Annotated in this window: 21 protein-coding genes; 14 read left to right on the forward strand and 7 right to left on the reverse strand. The window is 73.8% G+C overall.

Features of this window, described 5'->3' with window-relative positions:
• Nucleotides 1-604: 604 nt before the first annotated feature.
• The 3 genes from kal to kamD are packed head-to-tail and all read right to left on the reverse strand — an operon-like array spanning nucleotide 605 to nucleotide 3452.
• Nucleotides 605-1000 (reverse strand): 3-aminobutyryl-CoA ammonia lyase, encoded by a 396-nt coding sequence (gene kal / locus ABWI07_RS21925; RefSeq protein WP_149258311.1) that lies wholly within the window; start codon nucleotides 998-1000, stop codon nucleotides 605-607.
• The gene (gene kamE, locus ABWI07_RS21930) at nucleotides 997-1836 is read right to left on the reverse strand and encodes a lysine 5,6-aminomutase subunit beta (protein ID WP_149258310.1); all 840 of its coding nucleotides are present in this window, start codon (nucleotides 1834-1836) and stop codon (nucleotides 997-999) included. Before kamE ends, kal begins: the two co-directional genes overlap by 4 nt.
• Nucleotides 1833-3452, reverse strand: a complete 1620-nt coding sequence (kamD, locus tag ABWI07_RS21935; protein WP_353819676.1) for a lysine 5,6-aminomutase subunit alpha — start codon at nucleotides 3450-3452, stop codon at nucleotides 1833-1835. Before kamD ends, kamE begins: the two co-directional genes overlap by 4 nt.
• Nucleotides 3453-3725: 273 nt before the next feature.
• Between kamD and ABWI07_RS21940 the strand changes: the two genes are divergently transcribed.
• Nucleotides 3726-4493 (forward strand): bestrophin-like domain, encoded by a 768-nt coding sequence (locus ABWI07_RS21940; protein WP_149258308.1) that lies wholly within the window; start codon nucleotides 3726-3728, stop codon nucleotides 4491-4493.
• Nucleotides 4493-5167: a hypothetical protein gene (locus ABWI07_RS21945; protein WP_149258307.1), complete on the forward strand. Its 675-nt coding sequence runs from the start codon at nucleotides 4493-4495 to the stop codon at nucleotides 5165-5167. Before ABWI07_RS21940 ends, ABWI07_RS21945 begins: the two co-directional genes overlap by 1 nt.
• A 66-nt stretch (nucleotides 5168-5233) precedes the next feature.
• Here ABWI07_RS21945 and ABWI07_RS21950 read toward each other — a convergent pair whose 3' ends face one another.
• Together ABWI07_RS21950 and kdd are read right to left on the reverse strand one after the other, a co-directional pair.
• Nucleotides 5234-6565 (reverse strand): DUF2252 domain-containing protein, encoded by a 1332-nt coding sequence (locus ABWI07_RS21950; protein WP_149258306.1) that lies wholly within the window; start codon nucleotides 6563-6565, stop codon nucleotides 5234-5236.
• A 52-nt stretch (nucleotides 6566-6617) separates the two neighbouring features.
• A complete protein-coding gene (kdd, locus tag ABWI07_RS21955) occupies nucleotides 6618-7670 on the reverse strand; it encodes an L-erythro-3,5-diaminohexanoate dehydrogenase (protein ID WP_235036659.1) in 1053 nt (350 codons plus the stop codon).
• Between the two features lie 136 nt (nucleotides 7671-7806).
• Here kdd and ABWI07_RS21960 point away from each other — a divergent pair, with 136 nt between their 5' ends.
• The 12 genes from ABWI07_RS21960 (at nucleotide 7807) to ABWI07_RS22015 (ending at nucleotide 21297) form a co-directional block, all read left to right on the forward strand.
• Nucleotides 7807-9183, forward strand: a complete 1377-nt coding sequence (locus tag ABWI07_RS21960) for a KamA family radical SAM protein (protein ID WP_149258305.1) — start codon at nucleotides 7807-7809, stop codon at nucleotides 9181-9183.
• Between the two features lie 61 nt (nucleotides 9184-9244).
• A complete protein-coding gene (locus ABWI07_RS21965; RefSeq protein ID WP_353819677.1) occupies nucleotides 9245-10423 on the forward strand; it encodes a cytochrome P450 in 1179 nt (392 codons plus the stop codon).
• 63 nt (nucleotides 10424-10486) lie between these two features.
• A complete protein-coding gene (locus ABWI07_RS21970; RefSeq protein ID WP_149258303.1) occupies nucleotides 10487-11554 on the forward strand; it encodes a DUF3616 domain-containing protein in 1068 nt (355 codons plus the stop codon).
• A gap of 83 nt (nucleotides 11555-11637) precedes the next feature.
• Nucleotides 11638-12846 carry an acyl-CoA dehydrogenase family protein gene (locus tag ABWI07_RS21975; protein WP_149258302.1) on the forward strand — a complete coding sequence of 403 codons (1209 nt, stop codon included), beginning with the start codon at nucleotides 11638-11640 and terminating at the stop codon, nucleotides 12844-12846.
• Between the two features lie 191 nt (nucleotides 12847-13037).
• Nucleotides 13038-13553, forward strand: coding sequence for an FHA domain-containing protein (locus ABWI07_RS21980; protein ID WP_308800786.1), 516 nt, complete (start codon nucleotides 13038-13040; stop codon nucleotides 13551-13553).
• Between the two features lie 145 nt (nucleotides 13554-13698).
• Nucleotides 13699-14916 carry an ROK family transcriptional regulator gene (locus ABWI07_RS21985; protein ID WP_149258300.1) on the forward strand — a complete coding sequence of 406 codons (1218 nt, stop codon included), beginning with the start codon at nucleotides 13699-13701 and terminating at the stop codon, nucleotides 14914-14916.
• Nucleotides 14917-14979: 63 nt separating this feature from the next.
• On the forward strand, nucleotides 14980-16305 hold the full coding sequence (locus ABWI07_RS21990) for an ABC transporter substrate-binding protein (RefSeq protein WP_149258299.1): 1326 nt from the start codon (nucleotides 14980-14982) through the stop codon (nucleotides 16303-16305).
• A gap of 2 nt (nucleotides 16306-16307) precedes the next feature.
• The gene (locus tag ABWI07_RS21995) at nucleotides 16308-17282 is read left to right on the forward strand and encodes a carbohydrate ABC transporter permease (protein WP_200841750.1); all 975 of its coding nucleotides are present in this window, start codon (nucleotides 16308-16310) and stop codon (nucleotides 17280-17282) included.
• On the forward strand, nucleotides 17279-18109 hold the full coding sequence (locus ABWI07_RS22000; RefSeq protein WP_353819678.1) for a carbohydrate ABC transporter permease: 831 nt from the start codon (nucleotides 17279-17281) through the stop codon (nucleotides 18107-18109). The genes ABWI07_RS21995 and ABWI07_RS22000 overlap by 4 nt, the downstream gene beginning before the upstream one ends.
• Complete coding sequence (locus ABWI07_RS22005; protein ID WP_353819679.1) at nucleotides 18106-19362, forward strand: 6-phospho-beta-glucosidase; 1257 nt, start codon at nucleotides 18106-18108, stop codon at nucleotides 19360-19362. Before ABWI07_RS22000 ends, ABWI07_RS22005 begins: the two co-directional genes overlap by 4 nt.
• Complete coding sequence (locus ABWI07_RS22010; protein ID WP_353819680.1) at nucleotides 19362-20342, forward strand: N-acetylglucosamine kinase; 981 nt, start codon at nucleotides 19362-19364, stop codon at nucleotides 20340-20342. Before ABWI07_RS22005 ends, ABWI07_RS22010 begins: the two co-directional genes overlap by 1 nt.
• A gap of 37 nt (nucleotides 20343-20379) precedes the next feature.
• Complete coding sequence (locus ABWI07_RS22015) at nucleotides 20380-21297, forward strand: TIGR03619 family F420-dependent LLM class oxidoreductase (protein ID WP_353819681.1); 918 nt, start codon at nucleotides 20380-20382, stop codon at nucleotides 21295-21297.
• Here the strand turns inward: ABWI07_RS22015 and ABWI07_RS22020 are convergent, their stop codons facing one another.
• On the reverse strand, nucleotides 21298-21738 hold the full coding sequence (locus ABWI07_RS22020) for an Lrp/AsnC family transcriptional regulator (RefSeq protein WP_149258295.1): 441 nt from the start codon (nucleotides 21736-21738) through the stop codon (nucleotides 21298-21300). It lies immediately after the preceding gene.
• Nucleotides 21739-21845: 107 nt separating this feature from the next.
• Nucleotides 21846-22901, reverse strand: a complete 1056-nt coding sequence (locus tag ABWI07_RS22025; RefSeq protein WP_353819682.1) for a LacI family DNA-binding transcriptional regulator — start codon at nucleotides 22899-22901, stop codon at nucleotides 21846-21848.
• Nucleotides 22902-22923 lie beyond the last annotated feature (22 nt).

A 22923-nucleotide genomic window follows, 5' to 3' on the forward strand; every position in this document is an offset into this window, starting at 1 on the left:
CGGCGCCCCGCCACCGGGCTCGCCGCCCGGGCCGCCGTCCGGCCCCGCGGCCGGCGACCGGTCCGGGAGGGTCTCCTGGGCCACGTCCCACCTCGTTCACTCGGGTCCTTGCCGGAACGCTACCGGCACCGGGCGCCCGCGGCGACCGCGGGCACAGGTCAGAACGAAAGCGGACGGTTCACCGGGTGCCGGACACGGAAGAGGGCCCGCGACATCCATCGGGCCGGAGTCGTCCCACAGGCGGTGAGAACGAGGCTCCGTTTTCTACTGGATGTCCGGGCCCTTCCCGGGTCCAACCCCCCGCGCGATCGGGCGGCTCCGCCCGGCACGGCCCCGGATCACCGCGCTGGCTCGGGCGGGCACGATGCCGACCACTCGCGTGATCCCCGTCCCCGTCGCGGCGCGGCGCCCGGCGGCCCCTCGGGCGGCCGATCGGTGAGTCCCGTGCTGGACTGCAGCAAAACTACCGGCTTCCGCCACCTTGTCAACCGCCGCATGTTCTGCGGCGACTCCATGTTATCCCAGCTCAACACCATGATCAGGGCGTTCGGCGATTTCACCGGACGCCCTTTGCGATCACGGCCTGGATCGGCCGGGGGCGGGATCAGCCTCCCGGCGCGGCTACCACGACCGTGCCGGACGCGGTGACCGCGACGACCGGCTCCGGCAGCACCTCGGCCGACGACTCGCCCTTGTCGGGACGTCCCCGGCACACCACGCGGGCCTCGAAGTCCATCACGCGGCTGCGGGTGCCCGCGCGGGTCAGCACGGCGGTGGTCTCCAGGACGTCCCCGGCCCGGACGGGCGCGCGGAACTGCACGTCGGAGTAGGAGGCGAACAGGCCCTCGTCGCCGTCGGTGCGGATGCACAGCTCCGTGGCCACGTCCCCGAACAGGCCCAGCACGTAGGCGCCGTCGACCAGGTCGCCCGCGTAGTGCGCGTGCGAGTAGGGGATGTAGCGGCGGTGGGTGACGGTCAGTCCCTCGCGGGGGTCGCTCACTCTTCCTCCATCGTCGTGGGCCGGTGCTCGCCGGGAAGCAGGGCGTGCACGAGATAGCTGGCGACCTCGGCGGGCGTGGTGCCCTTGCCGAAGATGCGGTCGACGCCGAGGTCGGCCTCGGTGACGGTGTCGAAGCGGGGGCCGCCGACGACCAGCAGCGGCCGCCCCATGCCCCCCGCCACCGCGGTCGGGTACTCGGCGTGGAACGCGGCGGCCATCTGCTTGGTGTTGTGCAGGTGGGCGTTGCGCTGGGTGACGACCTGGGACACCAGCACCGCGTCGGCGTCCTCGGCCTTGGCGCGCTCGACCAGCTCCTCGACCGTGACCTGGGCGCCCATGTTCACGACCTGGATCTCCCGGTAGTACTCCAGGCCCTTCTCCCCCGCGAAGCCCTTGACGTTGAGGATCGCGTCGATCCCGACGGTGTGGGCGTCGGTGCCGATGCAGGCCCCGACGACCACCAGCCGCCGGTTAAGCGCCTCGCGGATCGCCAGGTTCACCTCCTGGGCGGTCAGCAGCGGGTAGGCGCGCTCCTCCGGGACGGGGATGGAGGCGTAGTCGATGAGGTGCCGCACCTTCCCGTACACGATGAAGAAGGTGAAGTCGGGGCCCATCGGCTTGGCGTGGACGACGCTGGCCGGGTCCAGGCCCATCTTCCCGGCGAGCTGCAGGGCGGCCGCCTCGGCGCGCTTCCCGGCCGGGACGGGCAGGGTGAACGACATCTGCACCATGCCGTCGCCGGTGGTGTCGCCGTAGGGGCGGATCACCTGCCGGGTGTCGGCGGGCTCGGCGGGGGCCTGGGTCCCGGTACCGGTTCCGGGGCTCTCGACCGTCATGCGGGCACCTCCTGGTCGGCGGCGGGGCGGGCGGCGTGCGGGTCCTCGGTGTCGAGGATCTCGATCGCGGGGTTGAAGTACCCGTCGGCGCGCGGGACGACGCCGTCCAGGCCCTTGCCCCCGTCGGGCGGGCGGCGGGTGACGCCGAACGTGCCCTCGGCGATGGCCTCCAGGAGCCCGTCGTCGGCGACGCGCTCCAGCAGCTCCACCGACTCCGACAGCACCTGCTTGGCGCGCTGGACGAGCATCCCGTCCGGGCGGGGCATGAAGTCCTCGGCGAGGTTCCCGCAGGCGTCGCGGACGTAGCGGACGTTCTCCAGCGCCAGGTCGCGGTCCGACAGCCAGGGGGTGTGGATGCCCTCGGTCATCATCCCGATCAGGATGATCGACTGCCCGGTCATCACGCCGGCGAGGTTGAAGAACGCGTCCAGCAGGTAGCCGGCGAAGATGTTGCCGGTCATGTGCTTGGTCGGCGGCATGTACTTCAGCGGCGCGCCGGGGAACAGCTCCCGGACGAGCTGGGCGTGCGCCAGCTCCAGCCGGAACGACTCCGGGATCGCCGGGTTGATCTCGAAGGCGTGGCCGAGGCCGAGCTGGTCGTCGCCGAGCCCCGCCTCGTGCCCGAACCGCTCGTTCAGCAGCTGGCTGACGACCACGGTGTGCGCGGCGTCCACGGCGTCGGCGGTGGTGAGGTAGTTGTCCTCGCCGGTGTTGATGACGATGCCGGCGCGGGCGTGGATCTGCCGCGAGAAGCGCTGGTCGATGAACGTTCGGCGCGGGTTGATGTCGCGGAAGATGATCCCGTACATGCAGTCGTTCAGCATCATGTCCAGGCGCTCGAGCCCGGCGAGCGTCGCGATCTCCGGCATGCACAGCCCGGAGGCGTAGTTCGTCAGCCGCACGTACCGGCCGAGCTCGCGGGACACGTCGTCCAGCGCCGAGCGCATCAGCCGGAAGTTCTCCCGGGTGGCGTAGGTGCCGGCGTAGCCCTCCCGGGTGGCGCCCTCGGGCACGAAGTCCAGCAGCGACTGCCCGGTGGAGCGGATCACCGCCACGACGTCGGCGCCCTCGCGCGCGGCGGCCTGCGCCTGCGGGATGTCCTCGTAGATGTCGCCCGTCGCCACGATCAGGTAGACCAGCGGCCTCGGCGTGCCGGCCCGGTCGGGGGTGGGCAGCTCGGCCAGCAGCCGGTCTCGCTCGGCGCAGCGCCGGTCGACGCGCGCCATGCCGCCGCGGGCCGCCTCGCCCGCGGCCTTGCGGGCGTGCTCGGCGTCGGTGCCCGCCGGCAGCCGGAACGACACCCGTCCGCGGGCGGCGGCCCGTGCCAGGTCGTCGAGGGAGCCGTACGGCCCGGTCAGCAGCGCGTCCCAGACCGGCAGGGCGAGCCCGTGCTCCAGCCCGACCTGGTCGCGGACGGCGTCGGCGAGGTGGTTGACCCAGGGGCGCCCCTCATCGTCGGCGCCGGTCAGGCCCGCCAGCCTCAGCAGCGCCCGCTCGACGGAGACGGTGGTGTGGGAGCGGGCCATGTCGATGATGGGTTCGGCGGCCCGGGCGGCCAGGCGCCGGGCGGTGCGCACCACCTCCGGGTCGAGGTCCAGCTTTCCCTGCGGCGCCATTGCCGTCTCCCCTCACGCAGCCGCCCCTCTCAGGCCGGTCCTAACAATCATCCTTCATACCGAGTTCTCTACGGGAGATCTTCCGGTACGGACACCGTATTCCACAAGAACTACCACCACATCTCCCGCACCTTCCGGTGGCGCACAGCCCCGCCTTCCCTCTGCGGACGACCATCTCACCCCCAGGTGACGGTCGGCGACAAACACCCCATGGCGACTCTAAGTAAAGCTATGCTCACCCCCGGTCATGGACAGGACGATTTCGGGAGGGGCATGATCATCTACTTCGCGGCCGCGGCCTGCGCCGTCGGCGTGGTCATCGTGGCGAGCCGGCTGGTGCGGCGGGCGCGCGGGACCGTGGACGACGGCGCTCCCGACGGCCCCACCTCCTCCCACACCGGCGCCATGCTCTCGGCGCTGTTCCTGCTGGCGTTCGCCATCGCCATCGTCGTGCCGTGGACCACGGCGGACGCCGCCCGCTCCAACACCTACACCGAGAGCCAGGCGATCACCGAGGCCTACTGGGCCGCCGAGCGCCTCCCCGCCGCGGACGCCCGGCGCGTCCAGGACGGGCTCATCACCTATGTCGAACTCGTCCGCGGCCCCGAGTGGCGGCTGATGGAGCACGGGCGCCTCAGCGCCCGGGCCTGGGCCGAACTGGACCGGCTGCGCCACGACGTCATCGCGATCCAGCCCGGCACCGACGAGGCCTCGGACGCCCGCGGCGCCGTCCTCGACCACCTCGGCGAGATCTCGGCCGCGCGCCGGCAGCGCGCCGCCGACGCCCGGACGACGCCGCCCGCCGGCCTGCTCGCCGTCACCGTCCTCACCGGCGCGGTGGTCCTGCTGCTGCCCTTCCTCGTGGGCGCCCGCCCCCGCGGCATGGCGCTGGTGCCGCTGGCGCTGATGGCGGCGCTGCTCGCCGCCGGCACCTACCTCACCGTCGACATCTCGCACGTGTTCACCGGCGCCCTCGCCGTCGGACCGGAGGCGTTCTCCGGTCTGCACGCCGACCTGCAGCGCATCGCGGGAGGCGGCTGATGCGCCGCCGCCCCACCCCGCCCGCCGCGCCCCGGTGGGCCCGCACCCTGCCGACGTGCACGCGGCGGTCCCGGCCCCTGAGGGCCCGCACCCTGCCGGCCTTCGCGCTGCCGGCCCTGGCCCTGCCCGCCGTCATGCTCGGCTTCCCGGCCACCGCGCAGGCCGACCCGCCGCCCACGCCCGGCATCGAGATCGGGGTCGACGTGTGCATCGACATCGAGATCGGCACCGGCTCCGCGGACGGCTGCGGCCTGCCGGACACCTCCGAACCCCCGCCCCCGGAGGAACCGCCTCCCGCCGAGCCTCCGCCGCCGGAAGAACCGCCCTCCGACACTCCGGAGGTCCCGGAACCGCCCCCGCCACCACCCCCGGAGGCACCGGAGCCGCCTCCGCAGCCCGGGCACCCCGCACCGGCTCCACCGCCCGCCGCCGCGCCGAAGCCACGACCCGTGGCGCTCGCCCCGCACGCGCCCAGCCCGTCCCCGCGGACGCGCCCCGAACCGGCGCCGCCCACGCACAAACCGCCCGAAAAGCGCCCACCGGTGCGACTGCACGCGGCGCCGCGCGCACAGAAGGCGCTGCCCAAGCGCCGCAACCCACTGCGCTCCTCGCTCGTACTGGTCGCCATCGCCGTCGTCGTCAGCGCCGGCACCGCCATCGCCTTCGCCCACTGAACCGAGCACCGAACGTCAGAACGCCCCGACCGCGGCGGGTCGGGGCGTTCGGGGGGGCGGACGCGGCTACAGGCCGGGGATCTCGTGGTTGCGGAAGGCGTCCACGAAGTAGGTGTGGTCCTGCCGGACGATCTCGGCGTACTCGGTGCCGAAGGCCACCATCGCCTCGACGAAGTCCGACTCGTCCGGGCCGATCACCGCGTCGATGGCGTCCTCGACCTGGAAACCGACGAGGGTGTGGTCGGAGTCGGTGTCGGACACGCAGTGCACCTTGGCGGTGGCGCGGCCCAGGTCGTCCAGCACCGACAGCATGTCCTCGGGCTCGGTGAGGCCGCTCCAGTCCAGGTCGGCCTCGTAGGGCGACAGCTCCTGCACGACGTAGCCGACGCCGTCGATCTGGGTGTGGCCGAGCCACGGGTCGCTGTTGGCCTGCAGCGCGCGCCGCGAGACGGCCGTGCGGTGGCCGTGGTGCTGGAAGTACTCGCGGATGCGGGGGTCGTCGACGACACGGCTGGCCGCGGCGACGTTGCCCTGCTTCATCGACAGGATGACGTCGTTCTCCAGCGCCTGGGTGTTGCCCTCCACGAGGATGTTGTAGGCCGACAGCCCGGCCGAGCCGATGCCGAACCCGGACGCGCCCACGATGTCCTTGATCACGTAGGTGAGGCTGCCGAAGCGCTTCTCCTTCGGGATGGTCTTCAGGTACTCCTCGTAGGCGGCCTCGACCTTGGCGCGCTCGGCGTCGTCCAGGCGCCGGACGCCGGGGCGGTCGAGGAAGCGCCGATCGGGCCCCGACACGACGGTCATGCCGTCCAGCAGCCCGGTGCGGGTGCCGCCCATCGCGTCGACCAGCACGTCGCGGACGTAGCCGTCGGTGGTGTCGAGCGTCAGCGCGAACTTCTCGTCGCCCTCGTGCGCGGCGAACTTGCGGACCTGGTCGACGTAGGCGCGCACGTAGGCCTCGATGAGCCGGCGGATGTCGGCGTCGGAGATCGCCTTCTGCCACGCCAGCAGCGCCAGGCTGGCCACCAGGCGCTTGACGTCCCAGGTGAAGTGGCCGACGTAGGCCTCGTCGTAGTCGTTGACGTCGAAGACGAAGACGCCGTCGTCGTTCATGTAGGTGCCGAAGTTCTGCGCGTGCAGGTCGCCCTGGATCCACACGCGGGACGTGCGATCGTCGGCCCACGGGTCGTCGTCGTGGGCGATGTCGGCGTAGAACAGGCACGCGCTGCCCCGGTAGAACGCGAACGGGTCCGAGGCCATCTTGCGGAAGCGGCGGCGGAACTCGGCGGGGCTGCGCTCCATCAGGTCCGAGAACGCGTCGACCAGGACGTCGACGATCTGCGCCTGCCGCTCCTTCGGGTCCCGCCCGCGCAGCTCCTCGGTGATGCTCGCCATGCTCTCTCCCTCGATGATCGGACGGTCCCCGCCACGGCCGGGACGTTTCCGGTCATTCTGCCGAATCCGCACCGGTCCGGGAGGTGAACAGCGCACGCACGGCGGGTTCCGACCGCACCAGGTCAAGGGCGGTCTCGGCGTGCCCGGGGACGTAGCCGTTCCCGATGAGCATCGTGACGTCGGCGGCCAGCCCCTCGGCGCCGAGCGCGGCGGCCGGGAACGAGGTCGCCATCGAGAAGAACACCACGGTGCCGCCGGGGGCGGTGGCGAGGATCGCGCCGTGCTCGCAGCCCGGCACGTCGACGCACACGACGGTGACGTCGACCGGCTCGCCGACGGCGGCCGCGACGGCCACCGGGTCGCGGGCGTCGGCGCGCACGACGGCGTCGGCCAGGCCGGACGCAACGAGCCGCTCCTCCTCCTCAGCGGTGGGGACGAGCCCGATCACGCGGGACGCGCCGGCGCGGCGGGCGGCGGCCAGCGACAGGCACCCGCTCTTGCCGGCGGCGCCCAGCACGGCCACGGTGGGGCCGCCGCCGCGGGCCGCGACGACGCGGTGCGTGAGCGCGGGCGCGCCGCACACGTCCATGACGGCGAGAGCCAGCGGCACCGGCATGTCGTCGGGGAGGACGGCGGCGATGGAGCGGCCGAACAGGATCGCGTGGCCGCGCGCCGGGACCTGCTCCGACCGCCCGTCCCACCCGGCGAGCCCGTCGGTGATCGCGAGCGGGGTGAGGGTGAGCGACACCAGGGTGGCGACGCGGTCGCCGGGCTTCAGGCCGAGCGGCGAGTCCGGCCCGGCCTCCTCGACCACCCCGACGAGCATGCCGCCCGACCCGGTCACCGGGTTGTGCATCTTGCCGCGCTCCCCGATGATCCGCAGCACCTCGGCGCGGATCGCGTCCGGGTCGCCGCCGTGCGCGGTGTGCAGCTGGCGGAAGGACGCGGCGTCCAGGTTGAGGCGCTCGACGCCGATCCGCACCTCGTCCGGCCGGATCCGCGGGTCGGGATCCAGCCGGAGCGCGGCCTGCGGCAGCACGCCCGCGGGCTCCAGCACGCGGTGCAGCCCGACCGCCGTCCCGGTCCCGCCTCCGGTCATCGCCATGCCGTCCTTCTCCTAACATCGGGTGGTGTTACGCAAGATATCCAGGGCACCCCTGGTTTCATCGAAAGTCTTCCCGTAACGTCGGCGGCATACAAGACTTTTATGCGATCAATGTGAGGCGAGGAGGCGGTCGACGATGACCACTGCCCTGCACCCGGACGCCCTCCAGTCCGAGGAGGCCGCGCGCCAGCCGTACGCCTACCGGCGCCGGCCGCTGGTGGAGCCCGACTGGCGGCGCCTGCCGGGATGGCGGGACGTCACGGAGGCCGAGTGGGAGTCCGCGCAGTGGCAGCGTGCCCACTGCGTGAAGAACGTGCGGCAACTGCGCCGCGTCATGGGCGACCTGCTGGACGAGCGCTTCTACGCCGACCTGGAGCGCGACCAGGCCGAGCGCGCCACCATGTCGATGCTGCTGCCGCCGCAGATGCTCAACACGATGGACGCCTCCTCGACGGAGGCCTTCTACGCCGACCCCGTGCGCCGCTACATGCTCCCGGTGTTCAGCGACCGGCGCACCGACTGGCCGTCCCACCCGCACGCCTCCCGCGACTCGCTGCACGAGGCCGAGATGTGGGCGGTGGAGGGGCTCACCCACCGCTACCCCACCAAGGTCCTGGCCGAGCTCCTGCCGACCTGCCCGCAGTACTGCGGCCACTGCACCCGCATGGACCTGGTCGGCAACTCCACGCCGACCGTCGACAAGCACAAGTTCACCATCAAGCCGCCGGACCGGCTCGGCGCCATGCTGGACTACCTGCGCCGCTCCCCCGGCGTCCGGGACGTGGTCGTCTCCGGCGGCGACGTCGCCAACATGCCGTGGGCGCGGCTGGAGTCGTTCGTCGACTCGCTGCTGGACATCGAGAACATCCGCGACATCCGGCTGGCCAGCAAGGCGCTCATGGGGCTGCCGCAGCACTGGCTGCAGGACGACGTCCGCGCCGGCATGGAGCGCCTGGCGACCAAGGCGAACGCGCGCGGCGTGCAGATCGCCATCCACACCCACGTCAACGCCGCCCAGTCGGTGACGCCGATGGTCGCCAAGGCCGCCCGCGCGATGCTCGACACCGGCATCCGCGACGTGCGCAACCAGGGCGTGCTGCTGCGCGGCGTCAACGACACGCCCGAGGCGCTGCTCGACCTGTCGTTCGCGCTGCTGGACGAGGCCGGGATCCTGCCGTACTACCTGTACATGTGCGACATGATCCCCAGCAGCGAGCACTGGCGGCTCGCGGTCTGGGAGGCGCAGGAGCTGCAGCACGCGATCATGGGCTACCTGCCCGGCTTCGCCACCCCGCGGATCGTCTGCGACGTCCCCTACGTCGGCAAGCGGTGGGTGCACCAGCTCGCCGAGTACGACCGCGAGCGCGGCATCTCCTACTGGACGAAGAACTACCGCACCGGCCTGGAGCTGTCCGACCCCGACGCGCTGACCCGGCGCTACGAGTACCACGACCCGATCTACACGCTGCCCGAAGAGGGGCAGGCGTGGTGGCGGCAGCGGTCGGAGACCTGAGTCGCAACGGCCGACGCCTTTACATTGTAGATCAGGAATCTGCCGGAATAGTCTGGGACGGGTGAGCCTCGACCTGACCGCCCGCTTCCCGCTCGGCGCCTCGGTGACGGCCGCCGACCTGGAGGACGACCCGCACCCGCACCTGGCCCGGCTGCGCGAGCGCGAACCCGTCACCTGGCTGCCCGCGCTGGGCGGCTGGCTGGTGACCGCCCGCCGCCCGGCGCTGGAGGTCATGCGCGACGCGGACACCTACACCGTGGACGATCCGCGCTTCTCCACCGCCCAGGTCGTCGGGCCGAGCATGCTGTCGCTGGACGGCCCGGCCCACACCCGGCACCGCGACGCGTTCGCACGGCCTTTCCGCCCGGCGCGGACCCGGGAGCGGTTCACCCGGTTCGTGGAGGCCGAGACCGACCGGCTCGTCGGCGCGCTGGCGCCGGCGGGCCGCGCCGAGCTGCGCGGCGAGCTGGCCGGGCCGCTCGCCGTCGCGGTCGTCACCGAGGCCCTCGGCCTGTCCGGGGTGGACGCCGGCACCGTCCGCTCCTGGTACGGCGCGTTCGTCGAGGCCGTGTCCGCCATCACCGCGGGCGGCGCGGCGCCCGAGCGCGCCGGCGAGGCGTACCGGCTGCTGGGCGCGGCGGTCCGGGAGGCGGTCGACGCGGCCCGGCCGGGGTCGCTGCTGGCCGAGGCCGCCGGCCGGGGCCTGCGCGCCCCCGAGGTCGTCGCGAACGCCGCGATCCTGATGTTCGGCGGCATCGACACCACCGAGGGCATGATCGCCAACGCGGCGCTGCACCTGCTCGGGCACCCCGACCAGCTCCGGCTCGTCCGGGACGACCCGGGCCTGCTGCCCGCCGCGATCGAGGAGTCCCTGCGGCTGGAGCCCGCGGCCTCGGTCGTCGACCGGTACGCCACCCGCGACGCCCGGCTCGGCGATGCGGACGTCCGGGCCGGCGACCTCGTGCGGGTCTCGATCGCCGGAGCGGGCCGCGACCCCTCGGTGTTCCCCGACCCCGACCGCTACGACGTGCGGCGCCGCAACGCCGCCGAGCACCTGGCGTTCGCGCACGGACCCCACTTCTGCTTCGGCGCGCACCTGGCCCGGCTGGAGGCCCGCACCGCGCTCACCGCGCTGCTGGACCGCCTGCCCGGGCTCCGGCTCGATCCGTCCCGGCCCGCCCGCCCGCGCGGGCTGGTCTTCCGCAAGCCGCCGCGGCTGGACGTCCGCTGGGAGGCCTGAGGGCCGGTTGTGGACCGTTCCCCCGCGTCGCCACAGGTCGCGGCCCTGTGGGAGCATTCCCCAATGATCGTGGAACGCCGGGTCGAGCTGCGCTTCGACCAGGAGAGCCGTGAGGCCGAGACGCACACCAACCTTTCCGCCGTGCGCCAGGACGGCCGCTGCCTGTGGGTGGCGGGCGACGAGACCGCCACCATCGAGCGGCTCACCGCCGTCACGGACGACGACGGGCGCGTCACCGGCTACGACGGGCAGGTCACGGTCGCGCTCGCCGACCTCGTCCCGCTGCCGGCCGGCCCCGACGAGGAGGCCGACATCGAGGGCCTCGCCCGGGCCGACGGATGGCTGTGGGCGATCGGCTCGCACAGCCTCAAGCGCAAGAAGATCAAGCCGGGCAACGGCGACGCCAAGGCGCGCAAGCGCCTGGCGACCGTCGTGCGGGAGGACAACCGCTACATCCTCGCCCGCATCCCCCTGGTCACCGGCGACGACGGGCTGCCCCGCGCCGTCCGCGACGACGGGGACCGCACCGCGGCCGTGCTCGGCCTGGACAAGGACTCCATCGCCGACCTGCTGGCCGACGACCCGCACCTCGCCCCGTTCCTGCCCATCCCGAGCAAGGACAACGGCCTGGACATCGAGGGCGTCGCCGTGCACGGCGACCGCCTCTACATCGGGCTCCGCGGGCCGGTGCTGCGCGGCTGGGCGGTGCTGGTGGAGATCCGCCCCGCCCCGCACCCCCGGGACCCGAGACGCCTGCAGGCGCTGCCCGTCGGCGACGACGGCGAGCCCTACCGCACCCACTTCCTGGACCTCGGCGGCCTCGGCGTGCGCGACCTGTGCCCGCACGGCGACGACCTGCTCGTCCTCACCGGGCCGAGCATGGACCTGGACGGCCCGGTGCGGCTCGTGCGGTGGCCGGGCGCGGCCCGCGCCGACGCCGGCGAGATCGTCACGGCCGAGGAGCTCGAGGTGCTGGGCGAGCTGCCCCACGGCGACGGCGACGACCACGCCGAGGGCATCGCCGTGCTGGACGAGCCGGGCACCCGCATCCTCGTCGTGTACGACAGCCCCTCCCCCGACCGGCTCACGGCGGACGGCGGCGTCCTCGCCGACGTCGTCCGTCTCGGTTAGCGGACCCGCGATAAGCGTTCGCTTTCAGACTCTGCTTTGATGGGCCCCGTTACGCGGCAGGAGTCGAGAGGGCGGGGCAGAGCATGATCGAGTGGTCCGAGGAAGACCTGATGATCCGGGACGCGGTGCGCGGCTGGATCGACGCGGAGGTCCGCCCGAACCTGGACGCGCTGGAGTCGGGCGAGCTGCCGCCCTACGATCTGCTCCGCAGCCTCTACAAGACGTTCGGGATGGACGAGATGGCCCGCTCGTCCTTCCAGTCCCGGCTGGCCAAGGAGCGCGAGGGCGGCGCCGCCGGCTCCGACGGCGAGCGGGCCGGCGGCGGCAGCGCGGCGATGTCGATGATCCCGGTCATCGAGCTGTGCAAGGTCGCGCCCGGCCTGGTCTCGGCGATGGGCGTCGGGCTCGGCCTCGCCGCCGGGACGATCATGAAGCGCGGCACCCCCGAGCAGAAGGAGCGCTGGGCGCTCCCGCTGCTCACCATGGAGAAGGTCGGCGCCTGGGCGATCACCGAGCCGAACTCCGGGTCCGACGCGTTCGGCGGGATGCAGGCCACCGCGCGCAAGGACGGCGACGAGTACGTCCTCAACGGCAGCAAGACCTTCATCACCAACGGCCCCTACGCCGACACGATCGTCTTCTACTGCAAGCTCGACCAGGGCGAGGACCCCCGCAACCGCGAGATCCTCACCTTCGTCCTCGACCGGGGCATGCCGGGCCTGGAGCAGAGCAAGCCGCTGCGCAAGATGGGGCTGCACTCCTCCCCCACCGGCGAGCTGTTCCTCAACGACGTGCGCGCGGGAGCCGACCGGCTCCTGTCCTCCGGCGCGCAGGGCGGCAAGGAGTCGGCCCGGCAGAACTTCGTCACCGAGCGCGCCGGCGTCGCCGCGATGGCCCTCGGCGTCATCGAGGAGTGCCTGAAGCTCTCGGTCGAGTACGCCAAGACCCGCGAGCTGTGGGGCCAGCGCATCGGCGACTTCCAGCTCATCCAGCTGAAGCTGGCGAAGATGGAGGTCGCGCGCCTCAACGTGCAGAACCTGGTGTTCCGGCACATCGAGATGCAGCGCGCCGGACGCACCCCCACCCTCGCCGAGGCGTCGGCGATGAAGCTGTACGCCGCGCAGGCCGCCAGCGAGGTCGCGCAGGAGGCCGTGCAGCTGTTCGGCGGCAACGGCTACATGAGTGAGTACCGCGTGGAGCAGCTCGCCCGCGACGCCAAGTCCTTCCAGATCTACGCCGGCACCGACGAGATCCAGATCACCCACATCGCCCGCGACCTGCTGTCGCGCTGAGCCCCCCCGGCCGACAAGGCCCGGCGTCCGCACGCCGCCGCCCCGTCCGCGAACTTCCGGGGGCGGGGCGGCGTCGAAAAGGTGGAGGGCGGGTGAGGCCGATCGCCCGTCCTCGGCCCGACGGGCCTTTCTGGACAGCCGACGATGGGGACTGGATACTCACAGCTATGGACGGTCAGCCCTCATTCCCGGTGAGAGCGTCGGACACGGAGCGGGACCGGGTGCTGCGCGTCCTCAGCGACCGCGTGGCCGAGGGCCGGATGTCGGACGAGACGTTCGAGCGGCGCGTCGACCAGGTGCTGCAGGCGCGCAGCAAGGCCGAACTGGCCGACATCGTGCACGACCTGCCGGCCTCCAACCGCGTCATGAACCGGCTGACCGGCCTGATCTCCTCGGTCTCGCAGGCGACCGCGCGGATCGAGGCGGCGTGGCGGGCGCCGCGGCTGCCCCGGTTCATGCTGCCCCCGCGCGAGCTCGGCCGCATCGTCGTCGGCCGCGCCCCCGCCTGCCAGTTCATCCTCACCGACCTCACCGTCTCCCGGTTCCACGCCGAGATCTACCGCGCGGACGAGGGCTGGATGGTCTCCGACCTCGGCTCGATGAACGGGACCCGGGTCAACGGGTACCGGCTGACCGGCCCGGCCCGCGTCCGTCCCGGCGACGAGATCGGCTTCGGCAACTCCGCCTTCATCGTCACCGCGCCCTGATCCCCCTCACCTCGCCGCAATCGGCCTGCGCCTCGATAGCGGGCGGTTCACGGCGGCCGTGACCGGCCCCGGCCCTTGACGTATCCGTTAAGAGTCCTTACTTTTCCTTCAAGTTAGGAAACTTTCCTAATTTGGAGGAGCCGCCGTGTCCGCGCCCGTCCCCGGAACGCCCAGCCTGCTGCGGGCGATCAACGACCGCGCGGCCCTGGAGGCGCTGCTGGCCCGGGGGCCGCTGACCCGCCCGCAGATCTCCGACCTCACCGGCATCTCCAAGCCGACCGCCTCCCAGCTGCTCGCCCGGCTGGAGCAGGCCGGGCTCGTCGTCCGCGACGGCGTCCGCGAGGGCCTGCCCGGCCGCACCGCCGAGCTGTACCGGATCAACGGCGCCGCCGCCCACGTGGCGGGCGCCGACGTCACCCCTGCGCGGATCCGCGCCAGCGTCGCCGACCTCGCCGGGACGGTCGTCGGCGAGCACACGCTGCCGACCCCCGGACGCACCGGCGTGGACGTCGTCGCCCGGATGGCCGCCGCGCTCGACGGGGCCGCCGCCGCGGCCGGGCTCACCCGGGACCGCCTCGACCGGGCCGTCATCGGCATCCAGGGCGCCGTCGACCCCGCCACCGGCCGCCTCGGGTACGCCTCGCACATCCCCGGCTGGCACATCCCCGACCTGGTGGAGACGCTGAGCGGCGGGCTCGGCGTCCGCGTCGCGATCGAGAACGACGTCAACCTCGCCGCGCTCGCCGAGCGGTCCGGCGGGCGGGCCGCGGGCGCGGCGGACTTCGTCCTGCTGTGGGTCGCCGACGGCGTCGGGATGGCCGTCGTGCTGAACGGGACGCTGCACCGGGGCGCGACCGGCGGCGCCGGCGAGATCGGCTACATGCCCGCCGCAGGCGCCCCGCTCATGCGGGACGTGCGCCGCACCCGCACCGGCGGCGTGCACAGCCTCACCGGCGGCGCGGCCGTGCTGAGGCTGATGCGCGAGCACGGCTTCCGCGGCCGGGACGCCGCCGCCGCGCTCGGCCGCGCCGCCGCCGACGTGGAGACCGAGGGCAGGCGCACCGCCACCGGCGCGGGCGCCCGCGCGGAACGCGCCCTCACCGAGCTCGCCACCAGGCTCGGCGCCACGCTCGCCACCGTCGTCGCGGTCGTCGACCCCGCGCTCGTCGTCCTCACCGGCGACGTCCTGCTCGCCGGCGGGGAACCGCTCCGCGCGCGCATCGAACAGCACCTGCACAGCCTCACGATCCCGCGCCCCGAGGTGCGGCTCAGCACCGTCCAGGGCAACCCCGTCCTGGCCGGGGCGCTCCAGCAGGCGCTCCGGGAGACCCGAGACGAGGTCTTCACCACCACCGTCCCCTGACCCACCGGCCCCGACCGCGCCCTCCTCCTACCACGCCGTTCCCCACCCCTAAGGAGAACCGGAGTGCCCCCCACCACAACGCGCCGGCTCGCGGCGGCCACGGCCGCCGCCGGGCTCGGCCTCGCGACCGCGTGCACGGCCGGCGGCGACCCGTCGGGCAAGGGCCCGGCGTCCGACGAGAGGCAGACCATCGAGGTCTGGCACGGCTGGAGCGCCCCGCACGAGGTGAAGGCCTTCCAGGACGCCGTGGCCGGCTTCAACAGGGCCCACCCCAACATCACCGTCAAGCTGGTCAACGGCCAGACCGACGACCGCATCACCAACGCCATCCGCGGCGGGAACCCCCCGGACGTGGTGTCGTCCTTCACCACCGACAGCGTCGGGCAGTGGTGCCGGAGCGGCGCCTGGCAGAACCTCGCGCCCTACATCGCCAAGTCCAGGCTGGACCTGGGCCAGTTCCCGCCGGCGGTGCGCAGCTACACCGAGTACAAGGGCACCCGCTGCGCGATGCCGCTGCTGGCCGACGCCTACGGCCTCTACTACAACAAGAAGCTCATGAAGGGCGAGCAGCCGCCCAGGACGATGGGCGAGCTGACCCGCCTGGCCAAGAAGCTCACCGTCCGCGACCCCGACGGGACCATCAAGGTCGCGGGATTCCTACCGTCCGTCCAGTACTACGAGCACCAGGTCCAGCACCTGGCGCCCCAGTTCGGCGTCACATGGCTGACCCGTGACGGCAGGGCCGACTTCTCCGGCGACCCCGCCTTCCAGGCCTACCTGAAGTGGAACAAGAGCCTCATCGACTGGTACGGCTACGGCAACGTCAAGAAGTTCCTGCGCTCGATGGGCCAGGAGTTCGAGTCGTCCAACCCGTTCCAGAAGGGGAGGACGGCGATGGCCGTGGACGGCGAGTGGCGCACCAGGTTCATCCAGGAGGAGGCGCCGAGGCTCGACTACGGCACGGCGCCCGTCCCCGTCTCCGACGAGCGCGCGAGCGCCTACGGCGGCGGGTTCGTCACCGGAACCGTCATCGGCGTCCCGCGCGGCGCCAGGCACGCCCCGGCCGCATGGGAGTTCGTCCGGTACCTCACCACGGACACCGGCGCTCTGGTCACGTTCGCCAACGCGCTCGGCAACGTGCCCTCCACGATCCCGGCGCTGTCGTCGCCGGGGCTGAGGCTGCCGCCGCAGTTCCGGACGTTCCTCGACGTCTTCCGGAACCCGCACAGCTCCACGACGCCGCCGACCCCGAACGGCAACGACTACGTCGTCCGGTTCGAGAAGTTCGTCCAGGACGAGTGGGAGCCCGGCAAGGTGAAGGACCTCGGCGCGGCGCTGGAGAGGCTCGACGGCGAGGTCGACGACTCCCTCAAGCTCGCCGGAGGCTGACCGTGGCATCCGGATCACTTCGCCTCCCGCTCACCGGAGCGCGGGGCGGGACGGCGGCGCGGGCGCGGCTGCGCCGGCGGCTCCGGGTCCTGGCGTTCCTGTCCCCCTGGCTCGCCGGGTTCGGCCTGTTCTTCGCCTACCCCCTCGCCGCCACCGTCTACTTCTCCTTCACCCGCTACAACCTGTTCACCCTGGAGTACGCGGGGCTGGACAACTACACCTACCTGCTGCACGACCGCGACGCCCGCACGGCGATGCGCAACACGCTGTGGCTGGTCGCCGTGCTCGTCCCGCTGCGGGTGCTGTTCGGCCTCGGCGCCGCCCAGCTGCTCACCAGGATCAAGCGGGGCGCGGGCGTGCTGCGCTCGATCCTCTACCTGCCCTACCTCGTGCCGCCGGTCTCGGCCACGGTCGCGTTCGTGTTCCTGCTGAACCCCGGCACCGGCCCCTTACCGACGGTCTCCGCGCGGCTCGGGATCCCGCTGCCCGACTTCTTCAACGACCCCGGCTGGGCCAAGCCCGGCCTGACCCTGCTCGGGCTGTGGGCGGTCGGCGACGTCATGATCATCATGCTGGCCGCGCTGCTGAACGTGCCCGCGTCGCTGTACGAGGCGGCCGCGATCGACGGCGCCGGCGCCTGGGCCCGGTTCCGGCACATCACGCTGCCGACCGTGTCCCCCGTCCTGGCGTTCTCCGCCGTCACCGGCGTCATCGAGACGCTGCAGTACTTCACGCAGCCGATGGTGGCGGGCAAGGTCGCATCCGGGCGCGCCGACCTGCCCGGCGTCCAGTACTCCCCCGGCTACCCCGACGGCTCCACGCTGACGTTCCCGCAGTGGCTGTACGACCAGGGGTTCCGCCAGTTCAACATGGGCTACGCGTGCGTGCTGGCGCTGGTCATGTTCGCCACCGCGATGGCGTTCACCGTGGTCCTGCTCCGCAGGTTCCGCGCGTTCGCCGGAGAGGAGGCGGGATGACCCGGGGAGGGCGCGCCCGCCGGGCGCTGCTGTGGCTCGCCGTGCACGCGACCGCCGTCGCCATCGGCGTGATGTTCCTGGCACCGCTGGCGTTCATCGCGCTGACCGCCGTGATGACCGACCGGCAGGCGCTCGGCGGCGACCTGTGGCCGCGCGACTGGCGGTTCGGCAACTTCGCCGAGGTGTTCGGCGGCGACATGGTCCGCTGGACCGTCAACAGCACCGTGTACGCGGGGCTGTCGACGCTGTTCATGCTGGTCTCCAGCGTCCCGGTGGCCTACGCGCTGGCCCGCTTCCGGTTCCGCGGGCGGGGCCTCGCGCTCGTCGTGGTGGTCTCGGCGATGATGCTGCCGCCGCAGGTCACCATGGTGCCGCTGTACATCGTCTGGGCCCGCCTCGGGTTGACCGGCACCCTGTGGCCGCTGATCATCCCGCAGCTGTTCGGGGACGCGTTCTCCATCTTCCTGCTCCGCCAGTTCCTGGTGACGATCCCCCGCGAGTACGCCGACGCCGCCCGCGTGGACGGCTGCGGCGAGCTGCGCACGATGCTGCGGGTCGTCCTGCCCATGGCGAAGCCCGCCCTGGCCGCGGTGGCGCTGTTCCAGTTCTTCTACTGCTGGAACGACTACTTCCGGCCGCTGGTCTACGCCGACCCCGACCACTGGACGCTGGCCATCGGCGTCGCCACGTTCCGCGCCGCCCACCACGTCGAGTGGAACCTCACCATGGCCGCGACGCTGCTGACGATCATGCCGGTGCTGGTGGTGTTCTTCCTCGCCCAGCGCGTGTTCGTCCAGGGCGTGACCTTGACGGGGGTGAAGGGGTGAAGCTGACGGTCATCGGAGGCGGGTCCACCTACACACCGGAGCTGGTGGACGGCCTCGCGCGGGCGCACGCGGCGCTGCCGGTGTCGGAGCTGGTGCTGGCCGACCCCGACGCCCGGCGGCTGGAGCTCGTCGGCGGGCTCGCCGCGCGGATGCTCTCCCGCGCCGGCCACCCCGCCCGGGTCGTCACCACCGGCGACCTGGACGAGGCGGTCGCGGACGCGACGGTCGTCCTGCTCCAGCTGCGCGTCGGCGGGCAGGCGGCCCGCCGCCTCGACGAGACGCTGCCGCTGGCCTGCGGCTGCGTCGGGCAGGAGACGACCGGCGCCGGCGGCCTCGCCAAGGCGCTGCGCACCGTCCCGGTCGTGCTGGACATCGCCGCGCGCGTCGCCGCCCGCGCCCCGCGCGCCTGGATCATCGACTTCACCAACCCGGTCGGCATCGTCACCCGCGCCCTGCTGGACGCCGGGCACCGCGCGGTCGGCCTGTGCAACGTCGCGATCGGGTTCCAGCGGCGCGCCGCGGCGCTGCTGGACGTCCCGCCGGACCGGGTGGGCCTCGGCCACGCCGGCCTCAACCACCTCACGTGGGTGCGGTCGGTCCTGCTCGACGGACGCGACGTCCTGCCGGACCTGCTCGACCGGCACCCCGCCGAGCTCGCCGCGGTCTCCGGCCTTCCCGCCCCCTTCCTGCGGGCCCTCGGCGCCGTCCCGTCCTACTACCTGCGCTACTTCTACGAGCACGACCGCGTCGTCCGGGAGCAGCGCGGCGCGCCGTCGCGGGCCGAGGAGGTCGCCGCGCTCGAACGCGACCTCCTGGAGGCCTACGCCGACCCCTCCCTGGACACCAAGCCCGCCCGGCTCGCCGAGCGCGGCGGCGCGTTCTACTCCGAGGCCGCCGTGCGGCTGGCCGCGTCGTTGCTGGGCGGGCGCGGCGACGCCCAGGTCGTCAACGTGCGCAACCACCGCACGCTGCCGTTCCTGGACGACCGCGCGGTCGTCGAGGTCCCGGCGCGGATCACCGCCTCCGGGGCGGTGCCGCTGCCCGTCCCGCCCGTGGAGCCGCTGTTCGCCGGGCTGATCGCGCACGTGGCGGCGTACGAGGAGCTGGCCCTGGACGCCGCCCTGCGCGGCGGCCTCGAACGCGTCACCACCGCGCTGCTCGCGCACCCGCTCGTGGGGCGGATCGAGACGGCCGAGCGCCTCGCCCGCGACCTCGTCGCCGCCAACCGCGCCCACCTGCCGTGGGCCGCCTGATGGGGGCGGGCGTCCTCGTCGCCGTCGACGGCGGCAACAGCAAGACCGACGCGGCCGTCGCCACCACCGCCGGGGAGTTGCTCGCCACCGTGCGCGGCGCGGGCTTCCGCCCGCAGACCGCGGGTCTCGACGCCGCGCTGGACGCGTTGACGGCGGACCTCGGCGGCGCGCTGCGGAAGGCCGGGGCCGCGGCCGGCGACGTCGTCCACCTCGCCGCCTACATGGCCAACGTCGACCTGCCGGGCGAGGAGGAGCGCCTGGAGAAGCTCCTGCTCGCCCGGGGCGCCGCCCCGAGCGTGACCGTCGGAAACGACACGTTCGCGCTGCTGCGCAGCGCCGCCACCGAGGGCTGGGGCGTCGCGGTGGTGTGCGGCGCCGGCATCAACTGCGCGGGTGTCGCCCCCGACGGGCGCACCGCCCGGTTCCCGTCCCTCGGCCCCCACACCGGCGACTGGGGCGGCGGCGCGGAACTGGGCCGCGCGGCCCTGTGGCACGCCGTCCGCGGCGAGGACGGACGGGGACCGGAGACGGTGCTGACCGCCGCGGTCGCCGCCCACTTCGGGGTGCCCCGCGCCGTCGACGTCGGTCTCGCCCTCCACCTCGGCGAGGTCGACCAGGGCCGCCTCACCGGCCTCGCCCCCGTCCTGCTCGACGCCGCCGAGGCCGGTGACGCGGCGGCCCGCGGCACGGTGCTCCGGCTCGCCGAGGAGGTGGCGGTGCTCGGCTCGGTCGCCCTGCGCCGCCTGGACCTGCTGCACTCCCCCGCCGACGTCGTCCTCGGCGGCGGCGTCCTGGCCGCCCGCCGCCCGCTGCTGATGGACGCGGTCGCGGACCGCTACGCCTCCCTCGCCCCCCGCGCGCGCCTGCTCGTCCCCGAGGACCCTCCGCTCCTCGGCGCCGCGCTCCTCGCCCTCGACCACGTCGGCGCCGCGCCGTCCGCGCGTGAGGCCCTGCGCGTCGCCTTCCGCCGCCGCCCTTGACGTTGTAAGGTCGCGCCGGAGCGGGTAGGGGGACGCCGTGGAGATCGGGTTCGCGGTTCCGGGGTCGGGCGCGTGGGCGACCCCGCGCAACCAGGTGGCGGTGGCGCGGCGGGCCGAGGAGCTCGGCTACCGCTCGCTGTGGACGCTCCAGCGGGTCCTCAACCCCGCCGGGTCGCGGGACCTCACCTACCGCAACGTCCCCGACCCCCTGATCACCCTGGCCTACCTCGCCGCCCACACCACCCGCGCCCGCCTGGGCGTCGCGGTCGTGAACCTGCCGTTCTACGCGCCGCCGATCCTGGCCAAGCAGGCCGCCACCCTCGACCACGTCAGCGGCGGGCGCCTGGACCTCGGCCTCGGGATCGGCTGGATGCCCGAGGAGTTCGCCGCGGTCGGCGCCCCGATGGAGCGGCGCGGGGCCCGCGCGGAGGAGTTCATCGGCGCGCTGCGCGCCCTGTGGGCGGGCGGGCCCGGGGACGCGGCGCGGTTCCGCGGCGAGTTCTACGACATCCCGCCGGTGACCATGGACCCGCGGCCGCTCCAGCCGTCCGGTCCGCCGATCCTGCTGGGCGGCGGCGCCGAGCCCGCGCTGCGGCGCGCCGGCCGGATGGCGGAGGGCTGGGTCAGCTCCAGCCGCGCCGACCTCGCCGCGATCGGGCGCTCCATCGACATCGTGCGGGAAGCCGCCGAGGGGGCCGGCCGGGACGCGTCCGCGCTGCGGTTCGTGTGCCGGGGCGCGGTCCGGGTCCGGCCCGCGGGCCGGGAGGGCAGGCGCCCGCTCACCGGCTCCTATGAGGAGATCCGCGGCGACTTCGGGGCGCTCGCGCGGCAGGGCGTCACCGAGCTGTTCGTCGACCTGAACTTCGATCCCGAGATCACCGGGCCGGACGCCGACCCGGAGGCGTCGCTGGAGCGCGCCCAGGAGGCGCTGGAGGCGTTCGCACCCGGGGCCTGACTACAGGGGCGGGCGCCGCGCCTCCCAGGGGGTGCTGAGGACGACCGTGGTGCGCGTCGCGACGTTCGCGGCGGCGCGGATCTTCTGGAGCAGGTCCTCCAGCTCGTTCGGGGAGGCGACCCGGACCTTGAGGATGTAGCTCTCGTCGCCCGCCACCGAGTGGCACGCCTCGATCGCCTGGAGATGCGCCAGCCGCTCGGGGGCGTCGTCGGGGGCGGCCGGGTCGATCGGTTTGATCGACACGAACGCGGTCAGCGGCAGGCCGATCTGCCGGGTGTCGAGCTGCGCGGCGAAGCCGGTGATGACGCCGCGCTTCTGCAGCCGCCGGACGCGCTGGTGCACCGCCGACACCGACAGCCCCGTCTCCTTGGCCAGGTCGGTGAAACTCATCCGCCCGTCGTCGGCCAGCAGCGCCATGATCTGACGATCGATCTCCTCCACGCGGGAAATCTAGCGCGCCGGAGCCGGTGCGCGGGCCCGCATGGGATCACGGATCGGCCTTGCCCGCCGGGGCCGAGGCCCCGGCGGGCCCCGGTGAGGGGCGAAGGTCAGCGGCGCACGGTGCGCAGCGGTCCGCAGCTGCCGCGCACCACCAGCTCCGTCGGCAGCAGGACCGGGCCTCCGCGGCCGCGCCGGGCGGGCTCGCGCAGCAGCAGCTCGCAGGCGCGGTAGCCGATGTCGTGGCCGGGCCTGGCCACGGCGGTGAGCGGCGGGTCGCACAGCTCGGCCCACGCGACGTCGTCCATCATGGCGATGGACACGTCGGCGGGCACCCGCAGGTCCAGCTCGCGGGCGACCAGGACGGCGGCCTCCCCGAGCAGGTGGCCGGCGGCCAGCACGGCGGTGGCGTCCGCGCGGCGCTGCAGCAGCCCGGCGGCGGCGGCGTAGGCGGCGTCGCGGGCGGGCCGGGCGGCCACGATCAGGTCCTCCTCCACGGGCACCCCCAGCTGGGCCAGGGTCTCGCGGAACGCGCGCTCGCGCACCCCCGGCGGGCGGCCCGGCGCCCCGCCGAGGAATCCGATGCGGCGGTGCCCGAGCCCGACGAGGTACTCCGCGAGGGACCGGACGCCGCCCGCGTCATCGGCGAGGACGGACGGGACGTCCGGCAGCCCGGGCAGGACGCGGTCGGCGAACACGACGCTGGAGCACACCCGGGCCGCGGCGCGCCAGTCGGCCTGGTCCCCCGCGGGCAGCGCGATGATCCCGTCGACCCGCTGCTCGACGAGCCGGTCGACGATCTCGGCCTCGCGGGCCGGGTCGCCGTGCGCGGCGTCCACGATGACGTGCTCGCCGAGGGTGCGGGCGCAGGCCAGCACGCCCGCGACCAGCTCGGCGCAGAACGGGTCGGTGACGTCGGGGACGACCAGGCCGATGCCGCCGCTGCGGCGCAGCTTCAGCCCCCGGCCGAGGGCGCTCGGCCGGTAGTCCAGCTCGCGGGCCGCCGCCAGCACCCGCTCGCGGGTCGCGGCGCTCGCCGAGCCCGTCCCGGAGAACACCCGCGAGACGGTGGCGATGCCGACGCCCGCCGCCGCGGCCACGTCCTTGATCGTCGCCGACCGCCGCTCCGCCATGACCGCCCCGCCCCTCTCGCCCGTTTCGATCATCTTCTCACGATGAGTCTCCCCT

It is taken from the genome of Actinomadura sp. NPDC000600 (assembly GCF_040492135.1).
In the GTDB taxonomy this organism is placed as follows: domain Bacteria; phylum Actinomycetota; class Actinomycetes; order Streptosporangiales; family Streptosporangiaceae; genus Spirillospora.

Coding starts and splice junctions, on each gene's coding strand:
- kamE (WP_149258310.1), bottom strand. CDS start 1,836: ATGACGGTCGAGAGCCCCGGAACCGGTACCGGGACCCAGGCCCCCGCC.
- kamD (WP_353819676.1), bottom strand. CDS start 3,452: ATGGCGCCGCAGGGAAAGCTGGACCTCGACCCGGAGGTGGTGCGCACC.
- ABWI07_RS21940 (WP_149258308.1), top strand. CDS start 3,726: ATGATCATCTACTTCGCGGCCGCGGCCTGCGCCGTCGGCGTGGTCATC.
- ABWI07_RS21945 (WP_149258307.1), top strand. CDS start 4,493: ATGCGCCGCCGCCCCACCCCGCCCGCCGCGCCCCGGTGGGCCCGCACC.
- ABWI07_RS21950 (WP_149258306.1), bottom strand. CDS start 6,565: ATGGCGAGCATCACCGAGGAGCTGCGCGGGCGGGACCCGAAGGAGCGG.
- kdd (WP_235036659.1), bottom strand. CDS start 7,670: ATGGCGATGACCGGAGGCGGGACCGGGACGGCGGTCGGGCTGCACCGC.
- ABWI07_RS21960 (WP_149258305.1), top strand. CDS start 7,807: ATGACCACTGCCCTGCACCCGGACGCCCTCCAGTCCGAGGAGGCCGCG.
- ABWI07_RS21970 (WP_149258303.1), top strand. CDS start 10,487: ATGATCGTGGAACGCCGGGTCGAGCTGCGCTTCGACCAGGAGAGCCGT.
- ABWI07_RS21975 (WP_149258302.1), top strand. CDS start 11,638: ATGATCGAGTGGTCCGAGGAAGACCTGATGATCCGGGACGCGGTGCGC.
- ABWI07_RS22000 (WP_353819678.1), top strand. CDS start 17,279: ATGACCCGGGGAGGGCGCGCCCGCCGGGCGCTGCTGTGGCTCGCCGTG.
- ABWI07_RS22010 (WP_353819680.1), top strand. CDS start 19,362: ATGGGGGCGGGCGTCCTCGTCGCCGTCGACGGCGGCAACAGCAAGACC.
- ABWI07_RS22025 (WP_353819682.1), bottom strand. CDS start 22,901: ATGATCGAAACGGGCGAGAGGGGCGGGGCGGTCATGGCGGAGCGGCGG.